The organism is Corynebacterium sp. HMSC056F09 (assembly GCF_001815785.1).
In the GTDB taxonomy this organism is placed as follows: Bacteria; Actinomycetota; Actinomycetes; order Mycobacteriales; family Mycobacteriaceae; genus Corynebacterium; species Corynebacterium hiratae.
In genome coordinates this window covers 15,734-39,284 of the sequence record NZ_KV821899.1, presented here as the reverse complement: position 1 = coordinate 39,284, position 23,551 = coordinate 15,734, and the positions used below count along the sequence as shown (strand labels likewise).

The 23,551-nt window shown below is 59.7% G+C and carries 21 protein-coding genes; 10 read left to right on the top strand and 11 right to left on the bottom strand.

Annotated elements, in window-relative coordinates; all coding sequences use genetic code 11:
• Complete coding sequence (locus tag HMPREF3056_RS02575; RefSeq protein ID WP_070754043.1) at positions 1 to 1,593, bottom strand: amidohydrolase; 1,593 nt, start codon at positions 1,591 to 1,593, stop codon at positions 1 to 3.
• A 131-nt stretch (positions 1,594 to 1,724) separates the two neighbouring features.
• On the opposite strand from HMPREF3056_RS02575, the gene HMPREF3056_RS02570 reads away from it, so the two are divergent.
• From HMPREF3056_RS02570 to HMPREF3056_RS02545, 6 genes are all read left to right on the top strand, one after another.
• Positions 1,725 to 2,864, top strand: a complete 1,140-nt coding sequence (locus HMPREF3056_RS02570) for a PucR family transcriptional regulator (protein ID WP_070701130.1) — start codon at positions 1,725 to 1,727, stop codon at positions 2,862 to 2,864.
• Between the two features lie 138 nt (positions 2,865 to 3,002).
• Positions 3,003 to 4,355: an MFS transporter gene (locus HMPREF3056_RS02565; RefSeq protein WP_070701132.1), complete on the top strand. Its 1,353-nt coding sequence runs from the start codon at positions 3,003 to 3,005 to the stop codon at positions 4,353 to 4,355.
• Between the two features lie 65 nt (positions 4,356 to 4,420).
• On the top strand, positions 4,421 to 5,029 hold the full coding sequence (locus tag HMPREF3056_RS02560) for a cation efflux transmembrane domain-containing protein (RefSeq protein WP_070754042.1): 609 nt from the start codon (positions 4,421 to 4,423) through the stop codon (positions 5,027 to 5,029).
• Positions 5,030 to 5,440: 411 nt separating this feature from the next.
• Positions 5,441 to 6,823 carry a hypothetical protein gene (locus tag HMPREF3056_RS02555; protein WP_070754041.1) on the top strand — a complete coding sequence of 461 codons (1,383 nt, stop codon included), beginning with the start codon at positions 5,441 to 5,443 and terminating at the stop codon, positions 6,821 to 6,823.
• Positions 6,824 to 7,023: 200 nt separating this feature from the next.
• Positions 7,024 to 8,199, top strand: a complete 1,176-nt coding sequence (locus HMPREF3056_RS02550) for an alpha/beta hydrolase (protein ID WP_070754040.1) — start codon at positions 7,024 to 7,026, stop codon at positions 8,197 to 8,199.
• A gap of 50 nt (positions 8,200 to 8,249) precedes the next feature.
• Positions 8,250 to 9,644, top strand: coding sequence for a GntP family permease (locus HMPREF3056_RS02545; RefSeq protein WP_046647750.1), 1,395 nt, complete (start codon positions 8,250 to 8,252; stop codon positions 9,642 to 9,644).
• Here HMPREF3056_RS02545 and HMPREF3056_RS02540 read toward each other — a convergent pair.
• The 3 genes from HMPREF3056_RS02540 to mmuM all read right to left on the bottom strand — a co-directional run bounded on the left by HMPREF3056_RS02540 (position 9,641) and on the right by mmuM (position 11,581).
• A complete protein-coding gene (locus HMPREF3056_RS02540; RefSeq protein WP_046647692.1) occupies positions 9,641 to 10,132 on the bottom strand; it encodes a gluconokinase in 492 nt (163 codons plus the stop codon). The genes HMPREF3056_RS02545 and HMPREF3056_RS02540 overlap by 4 nt on opposite strands.
• Positions 10,133 to 10,207: 75 nt before the next feature.
• Positions 10,208 to 10,594, bottom strand: a complete 387-nt coding sequence (locus HMPREF3056_RS02535) for a hypothetical protein (protein WP_046647691.1) — start codon at positions 10,592 to 10,594, stop codon at positions 10,208 to 10,210.
• A gap of 48 nt (positions 10,595 to 10,642) precedes the next feature.
• Positions 10,643 to 11,581 carry a homocysteine S-methyltransferase gene (gene mmuM, locus HMPREF3056_RS02530; protein ID WP_246822458.1) on the bottom strand — a complete coding sequence of 313 codons (939 nt, stop codon included), beginning with the start codon at positions 11,579 to 11,581 and terminating at the stop codon, positions 10,643 to 10,645.
• A 510-nt stretch (positions 11,582 to 12,091) separates the two neighbouring features.
• Here mmuM and HMPREF3056_RS02525 point away from each other — a divergent pair.
• From HMPREF3056_RS02525 to HMPREF3056_RS02515, 3 genes are all read left to right on the top strand, one after another.
• The gene (locus tag HMPREF3056_RS02525) at positions 12,092 to 12,646 is read left to right on the top strand and encodes a CAP domain-containing protein (protein ID WP_070701145.1); all 555 of its coding nucleotides are present in this window, start codon (positions 12,092 to 12,094) and stop codon (positions 12,644 to 12,646) included.
• Between the two features lie 723 nt (positions 12,647 to 13,369).
• Positions 13,370 to 14,035 carry an ImmA/IrrE family metallo-endopeptidase gene (locus tag HMPREF3056_RS13690; protein ID WP_158010564.1) on the top strand — a complete coding sequence of 222 codons (666 nt, stop codon included), beginning with the start codon at positions 13,370 to 13,372 and terminating at the stop codon, positions 14,033 to 14,035.
• Complete coding sequence (locus tag HMPREF3056_RS02515) at positions 14,032 to 14,526, top strand: DUF4411 family protein (protein ID WP_049155947.1); 495 nt, start codon at positions 14,032 to 14,034, stop codon at positions 14,524 to 14,526. The genes HMPREF3056_RS13690 and HMPREF3056_RS02515 overlap by 4 nt, the downstream gene beginning before the upstream one ends.
• A gap of 419 nt (positions 14,527 to 14,945) precedes the next feature.
• Here HMPREF3056_RS02515 and HMPREF3056_RS02510 read toward each other — a convergent pair whose 3' ends face one another.
• The 3 genes from HMPREF3056_RS02510 to HMPREF3056_RS02500 form a co-directional block, all read right to left on the bottom strand.
• Positions 14,946 to 15,377, bottom strand: a complete 432-nt coding sequence (locus HMPREF3056_RS02510; protein WP_049155944.1) for a hypothetical protein — start codon at positions 15,375 to 15,377, stop codon at positions 14,946 to 14,948.
• Between the two features lie 27 nt (positions 15,378 to 15,404).
• Complete coding sequence (locus HMPREF3056_RS02505) at positions 15,405 to 15,836, bottom strand: hypothetical protein (RefSeq protein WP_049155942.1); 432 nt, start codon at positions 15,834 to 15,836, stop codon at positions 15,405 to 15,407.
• Positions 15,837 to 15,902: 66 nt separating this feature from the next.
• Positions 15,903 to 17,426, bottom strand: coding sequence for a sodium:solute symporter family protein (locus tag HMPREF3056_RS02500; protein WP_070754039.1), 1,524 nt, complete (start codon positions 17,424 to 17,426; stop codon positions 15,903 to 15,905).
• A 241-nt stretch (positions 17,427 to 17,667) separates the two neighbouring features.
• Here HMPREF3056_RS02500 and HMPREF3056_RS02495 point away from each other — a divergent pair, with 241 nt between their 5' ends.
• Entirely contained in the window at positions 17,668 to 18,384 is a 717-nt protein-coding gene (locus HMPREF3056_RS02495) for a FadR/GntR family transcriptional regulator (RefSeq protein ID WP_070754038.1), read from the top strand.
• A gap of 9 nt (positions 18,385 to 18,393) precedes the next feature.
• On the opposite strand, the gene HMPREF3056_RS02490 is transcribed toward HMPREF3056_RS02495, so the two are convergent.
• The 4 genes from HMPREF3056_RS02490 to HMPREF3056_RS02475 all read right to left on the bottom strand — a co-directional run bounded on the left by HMPREF3056_RS02490 (position 18,394) and on the right by HMPREF3056_RS02475 (position 23,540).
• Positions 18,394 to 19,104: an N-acetylmannosamine-6-phosphate 2-epimerase gene (locus HMPREF3056_RS02490; RefSeq protein WP_070754037.1), complete on the bottom strand. Its 711-nt coding sequence runs from the start codon at positions 19,102 to 19,104 to the stop codon at positions 18,394 to 18,396.
• A gap of 41 nt (positions 19,105 to 19,145) precedes the next feature.
• On the bottom strand, positions 19,146 to 20,033 hold the full coding sequence (locus tag HMPREF3056_RS02485) for an ROK family protein (protein WP_246822457.1): 888 nt from the start codon (positions 20,031 to 20,033) through the stop codon (positions 19,146 to 19,148).
• A gap of 85 nt (positions 20,034 to 20,118) precedes the next feature.
• On the bottom strand, positions 20,119 to 21,063 hold the full coding sequence (locus HMPREF3056_RS02480; protein WP_070754081.1) for a dihydrodipicolinate synthase family protein: 945 nt from the start codon (positions 21,061 to 21,063) through the stop codon (positions 20,119 to 20,121).
• 113 nt (positions 21,064 to 21,176) lie between these two features.
• Positions 21,177 to 23,540, bottom strand: coding sequence for a 3'-5' exonuclease (locus HMPREF3056_RS02475; protein ID WP_070754035.1), 2,364 nt, complete (start codon positions 23,538 to 23,540; stop codon positions 21,177 to 21,179).
• Between the last annotated feature and the right edge of the window lie 11 nt (positions 23,541 to 23,551).

Genomic DNA, 23,551 nt, shown 5'->3' with positions numbered 1-23,551 from the left:
TTAAAAGCTTCCGTAGCGCAGCTCGCCGCCCACGATGGTGGCGGCCACGTCGATGGTGGATAAATCTTCAGTCTGCAGCGGGTCCTGGGAAAGCAGCACGAAATCCGCCAGCTGCTCCGGCATCACCTGCCCCTTGCGCCCGGCCCAGCCCGTCGCCGCGGCCGAACCTGCGGTATAGGCGTAGAGGGCCTCGGCGGGGGTCAGACGATCCTCCGGCCCATAGTCCCGACCCGAGGCTGTGCGCCGCTCCACGAAGGCCTGCATGACCTCCAGGGGCACGCCGGGTGCCACGGGCTGATCGGAACTGCCGGGGAGGATGAGGGAGGCGTCGAGAAGCCGCTTGCCCGGGTAGCTCCACGCGGTGCGCTCCGGGCCGAGGGCATCCGCCATCGCGTCACCGAAGGCCCGGATGAACAGCGGCTGCGGCACCACCACGATGGGCTTGCCGCGCAGGCGCTCAATCTGGTCCGGGCGCACCACACCGCCGTGTTCGATGCGGTGCGGCATGGCGGGCACGCCATGCTTGTCGACGGCCTCCTCCAGCGTCTCTATCGCAAAATCTACCGCTGCATCCCCAATGGCGTGGATGGCCAGTGACCAGCCGGAATTCGCCGCCTGCAACGCACGGGCGCGCATCTGTTCTGGATCCCCCTGGAAGTAACCGTGATGGGAGCAGCAGGCATAGTTTTCACTCAGCGCGGCAGTGGTTCCCAGCAGGGAGCCATCGCTGAAAATCTTCACTGGTCCGATCTGCAGCCACTCATCGCCGAAACCGGTGCGCAGGCCACCATCCAGGCTCCAGCCGGGCCCATCGGAGGCGTGTCCGGAAATCTCGTGCAGCACATCCATGGTCACCATCACCTGCATGCGGGTGTGCAGGGTGGCGTTCTGATAGGCCGCAATCTCGCGCGGGCTGTGCCCAATCCAGCCGCCAGCCACACCGGCATCCGTGACAGAGGTCAGTCCACGTTCGAGGTAGCGGCGCGTGGCCAGTTCCAGGGCGCGGGCAATCTCCTCGCCGGATTCCGGCAGTGTCACCTCTTGGATAGCGCGCATAGCGTTTTCATCGAGCAGCCCGGTGCAGTGGCCATCGGCATCGCGAACGAACTCGCCGCCTTCCACCTCCGGTGGATTGGCTGGGTCGACGCCCGCCGCGCGCAGGGCCGCGGTGTTGACCGTGTAGGCATGGCCGGAATTGTGCTTGATCAACAGCGGGGCACCACCGGTCGCGCGGTCGAGCTGCTCTATCTCCACCGGCGCATCCAGCCCGGAGGGGCGAAACCCTGCGGCCACTACCCAACCGTCGGGGTTGGGCTCGGCCTCGTGCAATGCAGAGTAGACATCCTCTGGCGTTGTGGCCCGGGAGAGATCGGCTTCCAGAAGTGTTTGGCCGAACCACACGGTGTGGGAATGCGCGTCATTAAAGCCCGGGGTGAGCGTGCGGCCACCGGCATCCCATACCTGGTCAGCAGGCAGCGCGCGGGCGTCCTCCCCTACTGCCAGGATGCGCCCGTTGGCAAAGGCCACCGCATCCGTGACCGGCCGGGTGGGGTCTTGGGTCAGGATGTGGGCGTTGTCGATGCGCGTGATCATGCGTCCTCCTGCTTCTCTGACACGCTGCACGGGGACCGTGCTGTGTTTGTCACCACATGCTAGCCCGGACAGTGAAGCACGTCGCTGACTACAGGGCAATCCACCACCGCTGAACGTGTAGCGTTGTGCACATGCACGAACAACGCTGGCACGACATCGTCGCGGAGGTCTACGGCACCATCCCCCGCTTGGTGGAGGATTTCCTCGCTGCTTTTTCTCGTTCCGGCCGCTACGGCGACTCCTTAGTAAGCGAAGACGAGCTGCGCCTGACCGCCTTCGAAGTCTTCGCGCGCATCACTGACGTGCTGGTCGGCGCGATGGATGAGGAGGAGCTGCGCGCCCACGCACAAAGCCTCGGCCGGCGGCGCGCACATCAGGGGGTGGAGCTGGCCACGCTCATCGACGCCATCCAGCTCGACTTCACGGTCCTCTGGGAGCACCTGCGCCGCACAGCCGGCGCGGACCAGGACGTGCTCATCGACCATGTGGCACAGGTGCATTCGGTTGTGACGATGTACAACCTCGTGGTCCGCGATGCTTACCGCTTGGAGGAGGCGCGCGGGCAGCACAACGTGCACCGCGCTCACGCCCGACACCTGGAACGGCTCTTCGCTGCCGAGTCCCTGGGCACGCTCGGCATCGCGGAGATCGCCCGCGCACTCAACATCGATGTTGACACCCACTTCGACGTCGTGGTGGCGCACCCCACCGCGGCGGTGGAATTGCGCGCGCTTCTCGACGCCCCCATCTCCTCCGGCGAGGCCTTCGGCCACCCTGTGCGCGGGATGTTCGTTACCTTCTGGCCTAGAGACCAAAGGCCCAGCGAACAGACCGCAAAGGACACCGGCGCAGGGCTGACGACGATCTCGGGCATACTTTTCCGCGACGTCATCGGCTTAGCCGGAGTTCGCGCGGCGGCGCAGCAAGCGCCGCGCATCTTCGACTCCACCGGCCCGCTGAGCCAACTCACCGAAGCGGCGGATGCACTCTGGGCTGTCGCAGGAGATGCCCTCGCAGACTTCACAGCCAGCGGCATGACGGAGCTGACGCAGACCATTGCCCAAATGCGCCTTGAGAACGCGCCGCTGTACCGAACCATCACCACCTACCTGGACTGCGGCTCCATCAAGGACTCCGCCGAAGCGCTGAACTGCCACCGCAACACCGTACTCAACCGCTTGCGACACGTTACTGAGCTCACCGGCCTTGATATCACCCGGCCCAAGGACGCGGCCCGAGTGCTGCTCGCACTGCACCGCGCGACACCTTAAGTCCTGTGCAACCGCACACTTCTGCCGCCCAGTCGATGGGGTGATGCATATAAATGCTGCCAGAACATCCCCCTTCAGGTGACCTACACCTATCGTTTCCAGGAAAGGTAACGCACTTCACACAAGGAGCACCTGGATATGACTACCAATCCACCCCCGGCTGCCCCGGTCCAATCTGACCCCGAGCAAATCAAGGTCGAGTCAAAAGATGTCTTCCGTATCGCCAGTTCCGCGTTCGTTGGCACAGCCCTCGAATGGTATGATTTCTTCCTCTTCGGCACCGCGGCCGCGCTCGTCTTCAACGATCTCTTCTTCTCGGGAATGTCAGGCACCGGCGCCACCCTAGCCTCCTTCGCCACCTTCGGCGTGGGCTTCCTTGCCCGCCCTCTCGGTGCAGTCATTTTCGGCCAGATTGGCGATAAGATGGGCCGCCGACCAGCACTCATCATCTCCATCGTTGTCATCGGTGTGGCCACCGGAATCATCGGCCTTCTGCCCACCTTTAACAGCATTGGCATCTGGGCACCCATCGCTCTCGTCATCTTGCGCCTGCTTCAAGGAATCGCCGTCGGCGGCGAATGGGGCGGTGCAACGACCATGGCTATCGAACACGCACCGGCTGAAAAGCGCGGCCGCTACGCGGCCTTCGTGCAGATCGGCTCCCCCGCCGGCACACTGCTCTCCTCCGGCGCCTTCGCGCTTGTGCTCATGCTTGATGATGACGCGGTGAGCTCCTGGGGCTGGCGTGTTCCCTTCCTCATCGCTTTCCCCTTCCTTGGAGTAGCACTGTGGATTCGCACAAAGGCTGAAGAATCTCCTGTCTACAAAGCCCTCGAAGAGGAAGCTGAGGCCGACGAGGCTGCGCACCAAGGCTCACTGAAGGAACTTTTCACGCAGCACTTCCCACAACTGTGCCTTGCTTCCGCGGCCGCCTTCCTCGGCATCGGCGGCTTCTTCGTCATGAGCACCTATGTCCTCTCCTACGCCACAACCACGCTGGACTTCGAACGCCAGACCGTCGTGAACGCCACCCTCCTCGGCGCTGTGTGCCAAATCTTCATCAACATCATCTTCGGCCGCATCGGCGAAAAGATTGGCCCCGGCCGCCTCATCGGATACGGCGGTCTTGCCACTGCCATCATGTCGTGGCCACTGTGGGCAATGATCGATACCGGCAATGCCGTACTACTCACGCTCGCCGTCTGCATCGGGCTTTCCCTGGTCACCATCACCTACTCCGTCTCCGGCGTTCTCCTTTCGGAAGTCTTCCCGGCCAACGTCCGCTATTCCGGTGTAGCAATTTCCGCGAACATCGCGTCTGCAGTGGCAGGCCTGCTCCCCTTCCTCGCTACCGCGTTGAACGCCTCTAACGAGCACCCCAGTTCCACACCAGGAATCATCATCCTGGCTGCCACCGCCCTTATCACCGCTTTCGGCGGCTTCGCTGGCGAGAAGCACCGCCGCGAGGACGACGTCACCATCGTCGACTAATGCACAACCGCTCATAAGAAAAATAGGTTGGGACGCGGCACCTCGACCCACTAGGCTCAGGTGCCGTGTCTCAAGAACTCTCCTCCTCCACCCTGAACGCGCGCGCCCGGCGCATCGTCGCCTGGGTTGCCGCACTGAACCTCCTCGGATTCTTCGGCGAGTTCATCATCGCCGCCTTCATCGGCTCGGCCGCACTGTTTGCTGACGCCGCCGACTTCCTCGAGGATTTTCTCATCAATGCGCTCGTCCTGCTCGCGCTGCGCTGGTCGGCGGAGGGGCGTCGCAAAGCAAGCTATGGCCTAGCCGGGCTGATCCTGATTCCGGCGTTGGCGTCCTATGGCATGGCAATATGGAAGATCATCACCGGCGCCGTACCTGAGCCACTTACGTTGTCAGGCACGGCCGTGGCAGCGATGCTCATCAACCTGCTCTGCGCGGTACTGCTCATACAACTTCGCCACGGCAGCGCGCTCACGCGCGGCGCATGGCTGGCGGCACGCAATGATGTCGCCGCCAGTATCCTCATTCTCGGCGCCGGCCTACTCATGCTGGTGTGGGCAAGCCCGTGGCCGGACATCGTGGTAGGCCTCATCATCGGCACCATTAACCTGCGCGCAGCGGCTGAGGTGTTCGAGCAAGCGCGCGCCGAAGATCCGGAAATTGAAGAAGATTAACGCGCCATCCTTAAGAATTTTTTAAGTAACCCGCGGGCCTGCGCGCAATCCCGCGCGCACCCCTGGGGCTGAAAATGGCCTGGCAAAAAGCGCTGCGCGCAACCTTTTTCTACCCCGTATGGGGTCATTCTTTAGTTTGTGACCGAACGGTCAAAGAGACGTTTTCCCAGAATACGGTCTAGTTGAACAAAACCAAGGTCGGCGCAAATTTCTTAGCCAATTGTTCACCTTCACGTCACCCTAGCGAAATATACTTCGCTATCCAAAAATATAAACAATCCTTAGGGTGCACGATCCTGAAAGTCACCTTATCGTTGCTTCACGTCACGCACTGAGCACTACAGCGCATACGCAGCGCCACCACAGTGCGTCACCACATTGCCCCAAACTTTTTCATCCAGGAGAACAACCATGACCAAGCGTCGTCGTACCGCCGGCCTCATCGCCGGCCTCGCGATTGCAGGCACCGCCCTCATCGCACCGGCTGCATCCGCAGCAACCCACACCGAGTCCTACCCGGAGACCCCGGCCGTCAACGCCAAGCTCCCCATCGTCCACACCAGCCACGGCTCCGACCACATGAAGGCCAACGTGCTCAACCCGCGTCCGGTCTGCAACCCGTGGGAGGACCACCGCACCGTGGTCTACAAGGTGACCGATAACTTCATGCCGGCCGGCACCATTTCCACCACCAACCAGACCAAGAAGGACATCCCGCTGCAGCAGGACCTGTCCAAGTCCCAGTCCATCACCCTGTCCGTCAACGGTGACCGCACTGAGACCACCTCCATGAACGCGGGCGGCAAGGGCTCCGGCAAGAACTCTGAGGGCTCCTTCGGCATCTCCCACCAGATCGCCACCAAGCTCGGCGCTTCCGCGTCCTACTCCCTGTCCTGGGAGGCTGGCCAGTCCATCGGCCCGTACGATGTTCCGCCGAACCACACCGGTGAGGCCACCTACGGCTTCCGCGTTCTGAACATGACCGGTACCCAGCAGTACTGCAAGCCGAACGGCACCTGGTCCACCCCGACCTTCTGGTCCGCAATGCAGCCGATGAAGAACGAGGTTCGCGTCAAGCTGTACGACGACATCGCGGATTCCTACGCTCCGAACAAGGACGCTCAGAACACCACCGACGTCAACGACCCGAAGGTTGTTGAGGAGAAGAAGTCCCCGGAGGCTGACGCTGAGGTCATCAAGGACAACGAGGTTGCTCCGGAGGAGAAGGTTGTCTCCGAGGCCGAAGGCAAGAAGGAAGAGGAAGCCGACAAGAAGGTCCAGGAGGACGTCGAGAACGGCAAGACCGATGAGGCTAAGCAGAAGCTGGACCTGAAGCCGGTTCTGTCCACCTCTGGCGCTAAGCACGCAGGTTTCGCAGGCACCGTTGCTCTCCGCCTGGAGAACGTCGGCACCGAGCGCTACTACGGCAACTACCCGGCGGTTCAGTACCGCGTTGACGTCAAGACCGCTGAGGGCCCGAAGGGTGTTGACCGCCTGATCACCCCGCGTTCCTCCAACGGTGCGCACATCCGCGACCTGGGCTTCGACGAGAAGACCTCCACCCGCTCCTTCGAGGTCACCCTGGCCAACCCGATTAACGCTGGCGAGTCCGCTCGCGTTGCCAACCTGGACTTCGGCGACGGCAACACCAAGGAAGGCCGCCTGAAGAACTACATCGAGGTCACCCAGATTTCCCGCCTCGACGGTGACAAGTCCACCCACAACGACCAGAACGTTGATTCCCGCGAGATCACCGTCAAGGACACCGGCAAGAAGGCTGATGGTCTGTTCTAAGTAACAGCCCCCTCCTCTACATAACGAGTGTGCAGCCCGCCGGCGCTTAGTCCGGCTGCGAGAGAGTGCGTAAACCCCCGACCGCCCCCATGCGGTCGGGGGTTTACGTTTCTCCGGTTTTCCCGCCCAGCCCCACTAGCGCTGTTATGTACTAATGCACTAATGCAGGCGATGCGATGCTCGTTGGATATTCTGAGATAATGCTTTCCTCTCGCACCGCGCTCGCGGGCATTCTTTCGGTGGGGCTGATTCTTTCTCCTCCCCACACTCATCTCGCACATGCGCAGTCTTCAGTTGAATCCGCACACTCAGCAGACTCGCTGAGCAGCGAGGTCGCAGACATTGATCAGCACTCTTCTGCTCTCGATCCCATTGCGCTGGGCCCGTTGGCGCCTGTGCTCTTCGCGGAGAATATCTTTGCCGTATGGGGACCGCTACTCCAGCTGTTAAAGATTCCCGTCGTGGCGCCGGAAGCCACGCGCCCACCGGCCACCGCCGCGCCGGCACAGCTGCGCGAGCTGCAGCACATCCAGGACAACGTGTGGCAGTTCAAGGCCTACTCACCATCCATGGACCGCGTCATCACCAACGACATCATTCTCCCGCCGGGTGGATTGGAGAATACTCAGCCCCGCCCGACCTATTACTTGCTCGGTGGCGCCGGAGGAGGCGAGGACGCACTGTGGTGGGACGGCGGAGGAGCCTCCGAGTTTTTCCAGGACAAGCAGGTCAATGTTGTCTCGCCGCGCGGTGCTTATGGCTCAATGATGTCCGATTGGGCCCAGCCGCACGACATGCACGGAAAGTACAAGTGGGCCACCTACCTGACCAAGGAGCTCCCGCAGCTTATCGACGCCGAGTTTCACGGCAACGGTACCGACGGCATCGCGGGCGTGAGCAACTCTGGCGGCCCAGCACTCGAACTTGCCACCTATGATCCGCGGTTCAAGGTAGCCGGTTCCATCTCCGGTTGCCCCTCGACCACGGGAGTTGTCGCGCAAGGCTTCGCGTGGGTCAGCGCGGCGTTCTACGGCACGGACCCGGCGCGCTCCTTTGGTGCGCCGTGGGATCCGGCGTGGGCTCGGCATTCGCCGGTTCTCAACCTCGATAAGCAGCACGGCAGGAAGACGTTTGTCATCGTCTCACGCGGTGGCCCGGCGGACTTTGATGTCGACATTGAGGACTCACCGCTGCCGGCACTAGGCCTCAATGAGCGCTTGGATTATTGGTGCAGTTCCTACTACGCCAAGCAAGCCACCGCAGCTGGCGTGGATCTCGATTACTACGAGCTTCCGGAAGGACGCCACACGTGGGGGCTGTTCCGACGTGAGCTGGCCATCAGTTGGGCCACGGTGGGCCCGGCCCTCGGGGTGTAGTCCCTAGATCACCGCACGTTGCATTAGTAAAATCAGCATCCATGAATGTCATGGATACGTGGGAACCCACACTTACGACAGGACCACTTCTCGGCATCGCCGCGGCTGCAATTGCGGTCATCTTGGTCCTTGTCATCTACTTCAAGGTGCACGCCTTCGTCACCCTCGTCACGGTCTCCGCGCTGACTGCGTTGGCCGCCGGCATCCCACTGGATGGCGTGGTGCCCACCATGACGAGCGGCTTCGGATCGACGTTGGGTTCCGTGGCCTTGCTGGTGGGCCTGGGCGCCATGATCGGGCGGTTGGCGGAGACCTCCGGCGGTGCCAAGACGCTTGCCGACGCCCTCGTGAAACTCTTCGGCGAGGACAAAGCGCCCCTGGCTCTGGGCGTGGCCTCCCTCATCATGGGTTTTCCCATCTTCTTCGACGCGGGTCTCATGGTGATGCTGCCGGTCATCTTCGCCGTCGCCCGGCGCCTCGATGGCCCAGTGTTGGCCTACGGCATCCCCGCCGCCGGCGCCTTTTCCGTCATGCACGTCTTTGTCCCACCGCACCCGGGACCTGTCGCAGCTGGTGAGTTCTTCGGCGCGAACATCGGCCTCATCCTTATCTTCGGTCTCCTCGTCGCGCTGCCCACGTGGTATCTCTCCGGCTACCGCTTCGGGCTCCACCTAGGAAAGAAGTACCCCTACCGCCTCGAGGAAGCGGTCACCGGCGCGCTGGTGAGCGAAGCGGAACTGCCGGCGCGCCCAGCCTCCCCGTTCGCGGTTCTCAGCATCCTGTTCATCCCCATGGTGCTTATCTTTGGCAATACCGGGCTGACCACGCTGGGCACCGCTGGCCTCGTCGACCCCGCTGCCTCATGGGTGCGCTTCTTCATTTTCTTAGGCCAGACCCCGATCGCCCTGCTGATCACCACTCTTGCGGCGATGGCCGTGCTGGGCCTGCGCCGCGGGGAAAGCAAGAGCGCCATCGAAAAGACCGTGGAGTCTTCGCTTGGTCCGATTTGTTCCGTCATCCTCATCACCGGTGCCGGCGGCATGTTTGGCGGGGTGCTGCGCACCAGCGGCATCGGTGACGCGCTGGCGGATTCCATGTCCGGACTCGGCATCCCCGTTATCCTGGCCTGCTACCTCATCGCGGTAGCTCTGCGCCTGGCACAGGGCTCAGCCACCGTTGCCCTCACCACTGCCGCAGCCCTCATGGTGCCCGCCGTGGAGGCAGGCGGCTTCACGGAAATCCAGCTGGTCCTCATCACGCTTGCCACCGCGGCAGGTTCCGTCTTTGGCAGCCACGTCAATGACTCCGGCTTCTGGTTGGTCGGCCGGCTCATGGGCATGGACGTAGCCACCACGCTTCGGACGTGGACCGTCAACCAGGCACTGATTTCCGCGATCGGCTTCGGCGTCGTCCTTATCTTCTACGGCGCCGCCGCGCTGCTCTAGACCTGCAGGTACTCGGCCGCCGCGGCGGCAAGTTCCTCCGGGGCGGCGCTGACATCCAGCACGATGCCTGCTTCCCCCGGCTGCAGTTCCTCGAGCGTCTCGAACTGTGAATCCAGCAGGGAGATCGGCATGAAGTGCCCAGAGCGCTGGCTCATGCGCTCCTTGAGCAAATCGTAGGAGCCGTGCAGGTGCACGAAGACCGTATCCGGTGCCGCGGCGCGGATGATGTCGCGGTAGGAGCGCTTGAGCGCGGAGCAGCCCACGATGGCCCCGGCGTCCTGGTCCGCGAGAAAGCGGCCGATGGACTCGAGCCAGGGCTTGCGGTCGTCGTCGTCAAGCGCCTGCCCCGAGGACATCTTCTCGATGTTCGTCTTCGGATGCATATCGTCCCCATCCCGAAAAGGCAGGCCGGTGCGCTGCGCCAGCAACTCCCCCACCGTGGACTTACCGCAGCTCGAGACTCCCATGATCACCACGTGCTTGCGCATCAATCCTCCTTAAGACAGCACCCGATCCTACGCGCTACGCACTACGTGGCGTAGCGCGACTGACCACAGTGAGGCTTAGCGCAACGGCCCGTAGCCAAAGTCCCCGCGCTGCACCTCGCCGCGGGCATTCGGATCGAAGGTGGCGCACAGGGCGGCCGCCACGTAGCGAACGCCGCCCTCCGGCGCGGAGGAGCCGACGCGCTCTGCGCAGTTCTCCAGTGCGGGCATGCCGATGCTCTGCCCCGGCATAGTCATAGAGAAGAAGGACGCGGCCATCATGGTGTTGCCATCAGCGCGAACATATTCCGAAGAGCCTTTGATGGCCTGCCAGGCAATCGCGCCAACGGGGTCGGTACGGAATTGATCCCGCTCAGTTTGGGTCAGTTCGGCGTTGGCGGCGGGGACGGACAGTGATGCGACGAGGAGCGCAGCGCATGCTGCGAGGAAAGAAGATTTTTTCATAGCAATACTGTATCCCCCGTGCCGTGGGGTTGTCCTGGTATTCCTTCGTTATTGCCCAGATGAGTCGCTTGTTGCGCGAAGGATGGAAGCGCGCAGCTGGCGTATCTCAGTAGGCCCCACGCGGCAGCACCCGCCCAGCAGGCTCGCGCCGGCGGCCACGAGATCCGTTGCGGCCTCAGCCAAACTCACCGCGCCAGCGGGGGCCGGCCGCCACTCATGGGCGCCGTGGTCCCAGAGTTCGCCGCTGTTGGGGCAAGCCAGCAGCCGCTTATCGGTGGCTGCGCGCAGCGTCTTCACCACACCAAGCGCGTGGGGCGCGCTCACGCAGTTCACGCCCACGGCACCCAGCCGTGGTGCCTGGTTGACCAGGTCGATAACACGCATGAGCTTGACCGGGTCAGCGGCAATGGCCCCGGTAATGCTCAGCGCAAAGGGCTTGGGCTGAGCCGACAGGAGTTCCAGCAGTACCGCAGCCTCGTCGACGTTGGGGATGGTCTCAGCAAGCAAAAAGTCAGCGTCCGTATCCGCGAGCACCGCTACCCTGCGGGCATGCCAGCGGTACAGCTCCTCGCGGCTAAGGCCGTAGGCCCCGTCGTAGTCGGTGCCCTCACCTGGGCCTGCGCCATAAGGGCCGATGGATGCGGCAACCAAGTATTCCTCCAGGGCGCCGTGCTTGTCGACGGCCCCGCCCGCCGCATCACGTGCCACCGCAACGCTGCGGCGCAGAAGTGTTTCCGCCTCCTCGCCAAGGACGTCGAAGGTGACTTGGTAGGACGCCGTGGTGGCCACTTGGGCACCAGCGGCGAAGAAGTCAGCGTGGGCAGATTCGATGAGCGCTGGGTTCTCACGCAGTACTCGCGCCGACCACAACGGGCCGGAGATATCGTGTCCTTGGGCTTCGAGGTAGGTTCCCAGGCCGCCATCGAGAAGCAGCGGCGCGGCATGAAGGACCATGCGCATGAGCTTAGCAATGGCTTCCGCAGTCACCCCGCACCATCACGATAAGCCACCCCAATAGCCGTATTAGTTTTCTTAATCTTTAGGCGGTCCGATCGTTCTCCCCGGGATCTATTCACGCTCGTCATCACCATTTCCATGCACCGCGCCACAACAGCGCCCATTAGCACAAGCTATACATTCACAGAAGCTACCCATGCTTTTGCCAAGAAATAGCCAAGGTTTCAGCTATGTTTAGCCCCCCTTTCCCCTAAAAGCCCTGGATATAGGAATGCAATCCTGAACGACCACCCCCACGCGTTACCCCCACTGTCCGAAACTATCAGCTCAACCTTTACAAAGTCGAGCCAAAAGTAGGGGAAATCTAAAGAAGCCTAAGGGACGAGCCGTAAAAGGCGACAAACATAAGGGCAAAGCTTAAAACTGCTGGTCAGCTGGCCTTTCCATACCGAAGAGAGCTTTAATTTTAAGTGAAAGTACCGCTCGGTACGCGGCAGGAAAGCCGCCACTTAACCCCTGAAGCAGAAAGAGGTGCCCGCCATGTTCCGCCTCCAGTTTGGACATACCGCCACTAAGATTGTCGCCCCGATTGCTGCCGCCGCAGCGCTCTTCGCTGGCTCCGTCAACGCCCCTGCTCAGGCTGTAAGTTCCTTCGGCACGTTCAACCCAGCCGCGTTCGGCTTCACCGTCCCCGCAGCCGCAGGTCCGGTTACCCCGGCACCGCAGACCTCCGCCAGCGTCCAGGGGATCATTAATCAAACCAATGCCCAGCGCGTGGCTAATGGCCTCGCACCGCTGCGCGTTGACCCGAACCTGACCAACCTGGCGCAGGACTGGGCCAACACCTTGAGCCGCGATGGCAACACCCGTCACCGCCCGAACTACTGGACGCACTACCCCGCCGGCCTGCCAGCGGGTGGCGAGAACGTCCTCCAGGCATGGAGCGACTACTCCGATGCTCGCATCGTGCAGCTATGGATGGACTCCCCCGGGCACCGCAAGAACCTGCTTGACCCGCGCGCCAAGTCCGTGGGTATTGGCATGGCCATCGGCGCAAACGGCAAGCTATATGCCGTCCAGAATTTTGGACGCTAAGCGTCGCGCTTTCTGCCATTAAGATGCGTCTGTGAGGTTGCTACTCCTTCTCACGGGCGCATCTACCGTTGTGAGTCCCAAGGGCATTCTTTGCATGTCCGCTTAGCCCAAGAACCAATCAAAGGAGCGACCAAACCTTTAGGAACCACTCATCGTTGAGCAGATCAAAACCATGCTGTACGTACTCGTATCTGGTCCTCTAAAATTGCCTTTAGCATTCGATAACCAACATGGAGCGCAACGATAGGAAAGGCTATGACCGTACGTGTCCCGATGTCCCCTCCTGTCCTCGAATGGGCGGTTAAGAGGACCCGGCTGCCTGTCGACGAATTGGAGAAGAAGTCTGACTTCCATTGTTTGCGCTCTTGGTTAGGCGGCGAAAGCACGCCAACGTTCCGACAAGCTCAGAAGCTGGCCAAGCTGGCTGGAATACCTTTTGGATACCTGCTCCTCGAAGAGCCCGTACAACGAACCCCTCACCTTCCTGATTTCAGGACTCCGGGAAGCACCCCGTTATCCGACTACAGCCCTGCGCTCGAGCAGACGATTTATGCCTGTGAACGGCGCTTAGAGTGGTATGCCGAAGATGCACTAGCTAGCGGTATTGCAGGGCCTAGTTTTATCGGCCGGTTCTCTACGGATACGTCCGTGGGAAAAGCTACTGACTGGGCATGCGCCTTATTGGACTGGGTTCCTGGTAAGCGAGAACGTAGCCGAGACCGCGTGGCAACCCTCGCCGATGCCATTGAGCACACAGGAATTCTGGTCATGCGTAGCTCCGTCGTGGGCAATAACACTCAAAACAAGCTTGACCCTGATGAATTCCGAGGTTTTACGTTGATTCGGCATTCTTTCGGTCTTATCTTCATAAACAGTGCTGATTCTGGAGTGGGAAAGCTATTCAGCTTGGCCCACGAGTTCGGACACATTCTCATCGGCGAGCAAGGGATTTCCGGTGGCCCGCTCAACCAGCGCACCGTTGAACGCTGGTGCAATCAGTTCGCTACTGCGCTACTTGTTTCCACCAAGGACATCCTCAACCGTTGGTCCGAAACTAGAGATCTAGAGTCAGTTTGCCAATGGTCATTCAAAACTTTCGGCGTAAGCCGCGACGTCACTGTATGGCTCCTCGTAGATAACGGTGTACTCCCCCGAGAAGCTGGTCAGCGCTTCCTCCAAGAGGCCCCTTCCCCTCCGACGGCACAGCGCAATCGAGGTGGCGACTTCACAGTCGGACTGCGTTCCCGTTTGGGTGGGCTTTTCCTAGAGGCCGTGACCGGAGCACTCGTCGAAGGAAGAATTGACGAGCGCGAGGCATCCCGTCAGCTCGGTGTCAAGAAGATCAGCGCTATTGAAGCTTTGGTTGACCAGTATCAGGGACTACCATGACTCGGTATCTGCTCGATTCCAACATCATCATCAATGCGGTTCGGCTCTATCCTCGTGACGTGTTCCCAAGCTATTGGACCTCTCTGGAGAACTTCGTGACCGCCAAAACGTTTTTCTTCCATTATTCTGTTCAAGAGGAACTAGAGCGCAGAAAGGACTCCGTCTCAGCGTGGTTCCGGAGCTTCGTACCTCAAGACCAAATTCTGCACGTGGACAACGACGAAATTGAGTCATACCGTCGCCTTTCCACATGGGTAGCCTTCGATCGTGTGCCTCGCTTTGATGAAGCGGCGGTACGAGAGTTTCTCGATGATGCTGCCGACTCATGGCTAGTCGCCTCAGCTCATGCACGGAACATGTCAATCATCACCGATGAGAAATCCCAACCGCGCAGAATCAACAGAGTCAAGCTCCCCGACGCCGCTGCTGCATTAGGAGTTCAGTGCTCCACCTACTTAGACTTCCTCCGCTCGCGGGGAATCACATATTAAGGGACACTATCGTTCTCGGTGGATTTACATGATTCCGGCATTTCCACATCTACGCAGATCGAAACAAGGGCACCAATCTCCAATTAGTCTTCCGCCTTCGTCCTCCTCCACGGAGCATTCGGGTCTTGAAAGGTCGAAAGCACCAAATCAATCCACTGGCTTCTTCACGGGCAACACAAGTCCACGGATAAGCCTATTTCTATTTGGATCTTAAACCCTCTACCGCGGCTCCCGCTTGTTTGGTTTCGGCCCCAACCGACCAAGACACCCACGGGCACGAAACCAAGAAGCGGCAGGGTGCAGCGCTTCATACGGGCCCCTTAGTGATGCTCACGCGTTACTTCCAATCGGGCAAGCATACGAGATGGGTCGGCGTTGCCGGGGCGATACCAATGCTGAAACGGGTCCTGTAGTCGCGGTTATTCGGCGTGAAAGGCCGGGTTCAGGGTTTCGATCGTGGCCATCGGGGTGTCATAGCCGAGGACGTTAAAGCCTGCGTCCTCTCCGGGCCACAAGAATGTGTGGTCGAAGCTATCGGAGGCGAGATCATAGCGCGCGATCCAGGTCTGCCACTTACCGCGTTCCGGATCGGCGGTGAGCTGTCGCAACCAGTCCAGCAGGTCGGGGTCGAGTGCCGGATTGCGTATGCCCACCGGCGTGGGCAGGGTCTCCTTGCCGACAAAGCGCCATGCTTGTGATGCACCTTGCACCTCGTTGAGGCCGGTCACGACCACAAAGCCGTCCCACGGTTTCTCCTCATTGAGCTCCTTATCTAAACGCAGACACTCGCTCATTGCTTCAAGGACCGAATCGGCGGAGTCCATGTCGACGGTGAAATCAGATATAGTCATTGCGTTCCCTCCAGTTGCGCCATGGGTTTATTCAGCGTGATGGGCTGGGTTCAGGGTTTCGATCGTGGACATCGGAGTGTCATAGGCGAGAACGTTAAAGCCTTCGTCCTCTCCGGGCCACAGGAATGTGTGGTCGAAGCTATCGGAGGCAAGATCGTACCGCGCGATCCAGGTTTGCCACTCACCACGTTCCGGATCGGCGGTGAGCTCTCGCAACCGTGCGATCAGCGTACGGTTGAACGCTGGGTTGAGTGAGGACACCGTGGTGATCAGAGTCTTATCACCGACAAACCGCCATGCCTGGCGCGCCGCGTGCCCCTGCTCGTAACCGGACACGACCACAAAGCCATCCCACGGTGTACGCTGATTGAGTTTGCGGTCCACGCGTAGGCATCGGCCGATTACATCCAGAATCGAATCGACGGAGTCGTAGTCAACCTCGATATCGGGTGTGGTCATTGTGTTTCCTTCAGTTGCTTTCGGTGTACACACGAACCAAGCCTAGCGGCAGCCTATTCGTATTGCTTACTCACGTTGCGCAACGGGTATTTGATTGACACTGCGCCGCGTGTATTCAAGGTCCTTTCCGTAAATAGTCAAGCCCGTGATGTCGTGATGGTCAGATTTCCGGAAGATGAAGGATGCCAGGTAGCCGATAACGAGAGTTCCTACGAAGGCGACAATCGAGACCAAGAATGGGCCTTGGTCCAGCTTTCCAGCGAAATACGCAGCAATCGCACCGCACAGGAGCCCGATGAGAACACCATTGGAATTTGCGGACTTCGTAAAGATACCCAAGACAAATACCGCAGTGAGCGGAACTCCAAAAAGACCAGTAATCGCGAGGAACAGGTCCCACAGGTCCGACTGGTTGGTAATGATGAGATACAGTGCAACGGCCAATCCGAAGGTTCCGGCAACGATGATGACCAGGCGAGAGAAAGTAACCGACGCTTCCTTCGGGGAGAAGCGGTTATAGATATCCACGGCAACGCACGCGGAAATCGAGTTGAGCGAAGAAGAAATTGTCGATTGCGCAGCCGCCAAGATGGCAGCAATCAAGAGTCCAGCAATGCCTGCAGGCAGCTCCGAAAGAATGAAATACGGCACTACAGCAGAAGTGTTGACTCCTTCAGGCAGACCACCCTTCGCTTCGTAGAAGTTATACAAAGCCGTTCCCATCCCGTAGAACAGCGGAATTGTTATCAGCGCCAGTATTCCGTTGACGATGAGGGACTTCTTCGTTGCTTGAATTGTAGGAGTCGTTTGGTAGCGCTGAACGACGTCCTGAGAAGAGGTGTACTGGTGCAAGCTGTTCAGTACATTTCCGATAAAGATGAATGGTATTGAGGAGAAGACTGCATTCGTGGTGAAGTTGTCCGCTGAGTAGAACTTTCCTTCTTCAGCGGCGTTAACCACCGCACCGCTAAATCCATCGGGAGTCATGGCCATGGCCGTCAGCACTACCGCTGCAGCGCCAGCCAGCAGCAGGATTCCCTGAATCACATCAGACCAAATCACGCCTTCCATGCCTCCCAGGAAGGTGTACACAATACAAAGAGCGCCTACAAACGCGGCGACGACCAGCGGGTTGATATCTGCCACCGACGTGATTGCCAACGTAGGCAAATAGATAACGATGGCGATGCGCCCAACGTGATACAGAACGAAGAGGAGCGAGCCTAGAACTCGGAGGGCTACGGAGAATCTCTCCTCAAGGTACTCGTAGGCCGTCGTGACATCCAGCTTCCTAAAGAACGGAACATAATAACCAATCAAAATTGGAACAATGGCAAAAATAGCGAGGTTACCAGCCGAGTAGGCCCAGTCAGTCAGATACGCCTTTTCCGGAGTGGACATAAACGTGATGGCAGACAGCGTCGTGGCATAGATTGAGAATCCTGCCGCCCAGCCAGGAATCCTGCCACCCGCTTTGAAGAATTCGTCCTGATCACTGCCGGCCCTACGCGCAAAATAAGCGCCGACAAGAAGCATTCCCAGGAGATAGAGGATCAGAACTATCCAGTTGAGTGTTCCGAACGATTGCATTTGACCTTCCCTTCAGGGCTTTCAGTGCAGAGAGCTAAATCACTCTCCGATTCGTCTGTGCAACAAAGCATGTTGAAAGATACAATACATCAGACGTCTGATGTGTGAGGGGATTTAAGATAAAGCCGTCTACCCCTACTCATCAGAGCGAAGTGCTCCTCCCCCAGCAGCGCTCATCCTTTGAGAACCCCGCCAACGTGGGAGGCTTAAGATGGATCGGAAAGAAAAGAGGGATTAACCAGTGCACACCGGAACATGGGGATTCAGCGAAGCCGCACATCGCCCTGCCTCAACCACACAGCAGGCTGTAGAAGGCATCAAGAAATTCATTCAGGACAATGCGCTTAAGCCTGGGGACACTTTGCCAACCGAATCAGAGCTCTGTGCGGAACTCGGCTTCTCTCGCTCCTCCGTCCGAGAAGCCATCAGAATCCTAGCGACGTTAGATATCGTCGAAGTCAGGCACGGAACCGGAACGTTTGTCTCCGGCACGTCACTCAAAGCCCTAGTTCAAGGCCTCATTTTTCGCGCGACTCTCGACGCCGATGACAACCTTGAAACGCTTCGCAATGTGGTGGAGATTCGGCAGGCAATTGATCTTGCTATCGGGCAAGAAATCACTACCAAACCCGATCCCTCCAAGCTAGATCAGTTGAGCGCCATCGTTGAGAAGATGTCGGCCAAGCGGGAGCAAGGTCTCAACTTTGCCGAGGAGGATCGGGAATTCCATCAGGTTCTGCTTTCCGAAATAGATAACCCGATTATCCGTGAGCTCAATGATGCTTTCTGGCAAGTGCACATGAACGTCATTCCACTTCGCAAAATAGAAGAACCACAGGACTTCAGCAGAACGGTTCGCGCGCACCAAGACATCGTCGATGCTCTACAGAATAATGACCTGAAGAAGTATCAAGAGTCTGTGCTCAGGCATTACGAACCCCTGCTGACTTCGCTGTGACAGTCCGTGTCAGCTATTAAAGCTCCGCGTAATCCACGCAGGGTCTGTAATGGCAGTGCCAATGATGATTGCGTCGGCGCCGGCGCGCTTTCCTGCAGCCACATCATCGCGCGAGGCAAACCTTCCTTCGCCGATTACAAAGGCATCCTCACCGCAGAGCCGTCGCCCCTCTGCCAAGCATTCAAGATCTGGGCCTTCGGTCTTGCTCCGGAACTCTGTATAGCCAGCCAGCGTCGTTGAAATGATATCTGCACCTGCTTGGTGCGCCCGCTGCATTTCTTCCGGGGTAGAACAGTCAGCCATCGACAAAACATTCAGCCGGTGGCACTCGGCGACAAGATCGGAGAAGCTCGATCCATCGGACCGAGGGCGATCCGTAGCATCCGCACAGATAACAGCGGCCCCTGCCTCAGCCAATCGGCGCACGGACTCAACAGTAGGGGTGATATAAACCCCCTCACTCCCCTCCTTTGTTAGGCCGAAAACTGGTACATCTACTGCGGCTGCGATTGCCTCGACATCCTCGATGCCGCCATACCCGCCACACCGGATTGCGCGGCTTCCGCCCTCAACACACGCACGAGCGACATGCGTCAAGGTATGGGTATCGCGCATCGGGTGACCATCTGGCGCTTGCACCGAGACAATCACCGAGTTTCGAATTAACCCTTGTACTTCTTCTCGGCGGTCCGCCAGTTCACTGCTCTTAAACCTAAACATTTACCTGAGCCTTCTTCTAGAAATATCGCAGATACTTGGTGCTAAAAAGCGTTGTCTCGAGCAAAAGCCGCTGCGCCTACTAACGGTGCTGTCGCCGGGGATTCAGTAACCCGAATTGCAACGGAGCGATTCGGCTTCAACGCGAAATCCTCAATGGCCTGACGGAATGGTTCTTCCACAGCGGCCCCAATCTGGCACACACCGCCGCCCAAGACAACGGCATCGAGATCGAGCCCTGAAACAAGACCCGCCACCGCACGGCCAAGGCCATAAGAATTCCCTCGAATAATCCGGGAAGCGAGTTCATCTCCCTGGTTCATTCTTTCTACGACCTTTTCGAGGGGAAGCGCTAACTGGGCCCGTTCCTTCCACTGCACTCGCTCGCTCGCCGGGTTCGTAGAAAATTCTTCATAATACGCAGCCAAGCTATTGCCACTCATAGTGTTTTCGGCGCGGTCCGCAAAGCCCCGGAAATCAGCGCACAAGAGCTCCGAAAACTCTCCGGCTGATCCAGTAGGTCCGCTGAGCAGACTCCCGTTATCGCTTACCGCACCACCGACACCAGTTCCCAACGAAAGGTACAGGACTCTGCCGGACTGGAACTCCCTCGCGGCTCCGAGCATCAGCTCTCCGTACGCCCAGACTCGCACATCGTTATGAACGGCACACGGGAGGTCAACAACCTCTTTCGCGACTTCACGAAGGTTGGTACCAGCCCAGTTCTTAATGGTGTCCCCGTTGTAGGTGACGAGTCCCTCAGGTGCCTGAATCACTCCTGGCGAGCCAATGCCGATTCGCGCCGGGGCAATGCCCAATTCCTCCAACGCCAGCTGAACGGCTTTCTTAATCTGCTCCTGTGGCGAAGCCCCGGCCGGCTGGGTAGGAATCTTTCCCAACGCAACTGCCTGCGTTGGGTCTTCATCAGACACGAAGCCCCAACCAATCTTTGTTGCACCGACATCAAGCGCAAGGGTACTAGTCACTCTTCACTCGTTTCGTCGTAGTTCAGCGAAATTAGGGCTCGATCACCTGAGCGGCATCGACGATCTCATGAATCTTAGCCAGCTCCTCATCATTCAGAGCGACATGCGGACGGGACATCAGCCCCGACGGGAATACGCCCAGATGGTGAAGCGCTGCCTTGAAGCTGCCGAGGCCTTGCGAGCTTCCGCCCATGCGCGTGCCATCACCAACACCAACGATGGTGAAAAGGTCACAAATCTTAGACTGCAATTCCGCAGCCTCTGCATACGCGCCGTCAACCAGGAGCTCATGCAACTTCACGTAGGAAACCGGATCCACGTTGCCCAGACCAGGTACGACGCCATCGGCACCTGCCAGGTAAGCAAAGTCGACCGTAGTTTCCGAGCCAGTCAACACCACAAAGTCTTTCACCCCAGCCTTGTTGCGGGCACTAACCAGAGCACGCGTGTATCCATCATTGCCGCCAGAATCCTTGACACCGGCAATCACGCCTTCCTTGGCCAGAGAAATAAGAGTAGCGATATCCAGCACGGAGTGAACGCTGACCGGAATGTTGTACGCGTAGATAGGAGTCTCTGGCGCGGCTTCATGAAGAAGCCGGAAGTGCTCTGCGATTTCTACATCGTGAGTACGAACATAAAAAGGCGCAGTGGCAACTAGCCCTTGCACCCCGAGCGCGACAGCATCTTCAATGTGCTCGATTACTCGCGGAGCCGTCATATCAATCACGCCGGCGATGACCGGAACGCGCCCTTGAGCCTGTTCCACCACCGTTGCGATGACTTCCTTGCGCTGCTCTCGAGTGAGGAAAGCAACCTCACCTGAGGAGCCGAGAACGAACAGTCCATGAACGCCAGCTTTGATAAGCCGCTCAGCCTGGCGCTTGAGGGTATCGGTGTCGACGGAGTAGTCCTCATTAAACGGGGTCAGCAGCGGTGGCACCACGCCGCGCAAAAGCTGTGTATTTGCAGTCATGTTCAGGAACCTTCCATTCGCCTTTGTATTGGAGTCATAAGACATCATACGTCCCCTAGGATTGTGATGCAGTTCCTTCTAGCGAAAAGAAGCGGAGCAAAACGCCGACTAACCTACCCCGGCAACAACTCCGAGGCCTCCCCCACCACGCTCACCACGAGCACATCGCGGGCACGGGAGGCCGCCACGTAAAGCAACGCGCGTTCCCGCTGCAGAGCCTCATCAGCCTCGGCCGGCGCTAGGCCCTTCATGAGGTAGCGCTGCGGCAGCGCCTCGCGGCTTACATCCAGCAAGATGACGTGTGTGAACTCCAGGCCCTTGGCGTTGTGCATCGTCATCACCGCCACCGGGCGCTCCCGGGAGGTGCGCCGCCCAGTACTCACGGCCACGCCCAACTCACCGAGCTGCGTGGCAATCTCATCCTTACGGGGATTGGTGCGGGTCAGCACACCAATGGAGACGTCTTCCTCCCCGGAGGTCCAGTCCCGGATATGCGCGGCCAAAGCCTCGGCTTCCTCCGCCTTGCTGGCAGAACTCAGCACCACCGGTGCCGGGCCCTGGCGCACCGAACGATAGCCGTGCAGATCATCGATATCCTCTTCCGAGTCAATCCACTCGGTGCCCTCCAAAATCGCCGTGGCATAGCCCAGGTTCTGCCGGGTCGTGCGGTAATTCACGCGCAGCTTCGTGGTGGCACGTCCACGCGTTTCAATCCCGTAATCACGCAGCACCAAACGCTGACCATAAATGCGTTGGTGCGAATCCTCCGCAATGAAGATGTCATTCGGCCCGCGCTTGGCCACCGCCCGCAGGAACTTCCAGTGGCCGGCGTGGAAGTCTTGGGCCTCATCAATGAGCACGTGGTCAAACATGCCCTCCGTACCGGTGCGGTGCTCCACGATGTGCGCGGCCACCGCCGCCGCGGCCGCGTAGGTCAGCTTCCCAATGGACGCGCACGCCGCGTGGAAGTACTCCACAATCGCCCACACCGCCTTGCGCTCAGCACGAGTCAGCGGCGTGCCGCGCCCGGTACGCCGCGCGCGGAGATAGGTCTTCTCATCGGTAATCCCCTGCGTGAGGATCACCGCCGAGTACTCCTGCGCCAAGAACGTCGGGTGGGATTTCTCCCGCGGCAGGGAGCTGCCTTTTAGCTCCGCGGCCTCCTGCCATTGCCGCTTTTCCTCCACCCCGTCCAAGCCGCGGGGTACAAAGTCCGCATCGATATTAAGTACCGCAGCCATCGCGGCAGCGCGCTCCGTTGCCTGTGCGTTCGCCAGCACGTCGAAGACGAGCGCATCAACGCCACTAATCCACAGCCCCGGCGCGCCATGCACGGAGGCCTCCGGGAAGGCCGGGTACAGCTCGTTCATCTGTGTCTTCAGTGCATTGGCCAGCTCACGCGTGTAGGTGGTCAAAAAGACGCGCGCCTTCGGGTTCTTCTGCAGCAGGTACTTCGTGCGGTGCACGACCACGACGGTCTTGCCGGTACCAGCACCACCAGTGATGCGCGCGGAGCCAGTGTGCTCCGCTTCCACCGCGCGGCGCTGGCTCGGGTGAAGGAAGACGCGCCATTCGGCAAAAGAGCCCTTAAGGATCGCTGCCAGCTCTTCTTCGCCTGGGTCGATGGCAAAGTCCATCCGGGCAGCCGGGGACTTGATGCCTTCCACCAGCGCCTTGTCGGAACTCGCATCAGCCACCGTCGCGGGCTCCACCAGGTCCAAGCCCAGTTCCTCGCGCACCTCAGCAATGCTCATCCCTGACAGCAGGCCAACCACCGCATGATGTTCCCAATCCGGCGCGCTCTCCGACTTCTCGAGGGCCTCATCGACTGTGGCGGCCTGTTCCAGCACCGCTACCGTCTGCGGTGACAAGCCCAGGTCATCGGTGAGCTCATGCTTGGCGACGCCCACCACATCCCACGGCCGCAGACCATCACCGTCATCAGTGGTATCCGCCGAAGGCTCTCCCAATGACTCCGCTTCCGAAGAAGCCGAAGCATCCCCCGCCGCCGCAGCCGAAGACTCTGCTGCAGAGCCAGCTGCAGAATCTGCCTCTGCAGCTGCTGCCTCGGCGGCGAGTTGCTCGGCTGCCAAGCGCTTGGCACGTGATTCAATCTCCGCCTGCGACATCGCCACCGAAGCTTCCGGCGCGGTGGCATCCACCAGTGCCGGCACACCGGAGACCTCATTGACCACCAGCGTCTTCGACGTGGCGAGCGCATAAGCATCATCGTGGTTGAGGATGTCAATGAGCACGAACATGGTGTCGTTGCCATCGTGCAGCTCGAAGAGCACCGCACGGTACTTGCGGTTAACCCGCGCGGTCCGCACGCGCTTATCCGCCGCATCCTTAATGGGCTCCACGTGCAGCGAAGGGTTCGTGGGATCCTCCACCAACTTATTGCAGAACTCAAAGATCTGGTTGCCCAGGTTGTAGCGGTCCTCAATGCGGCGGTAGAAGGACAGGCTCGTTGCCATTGCTTTCCTCT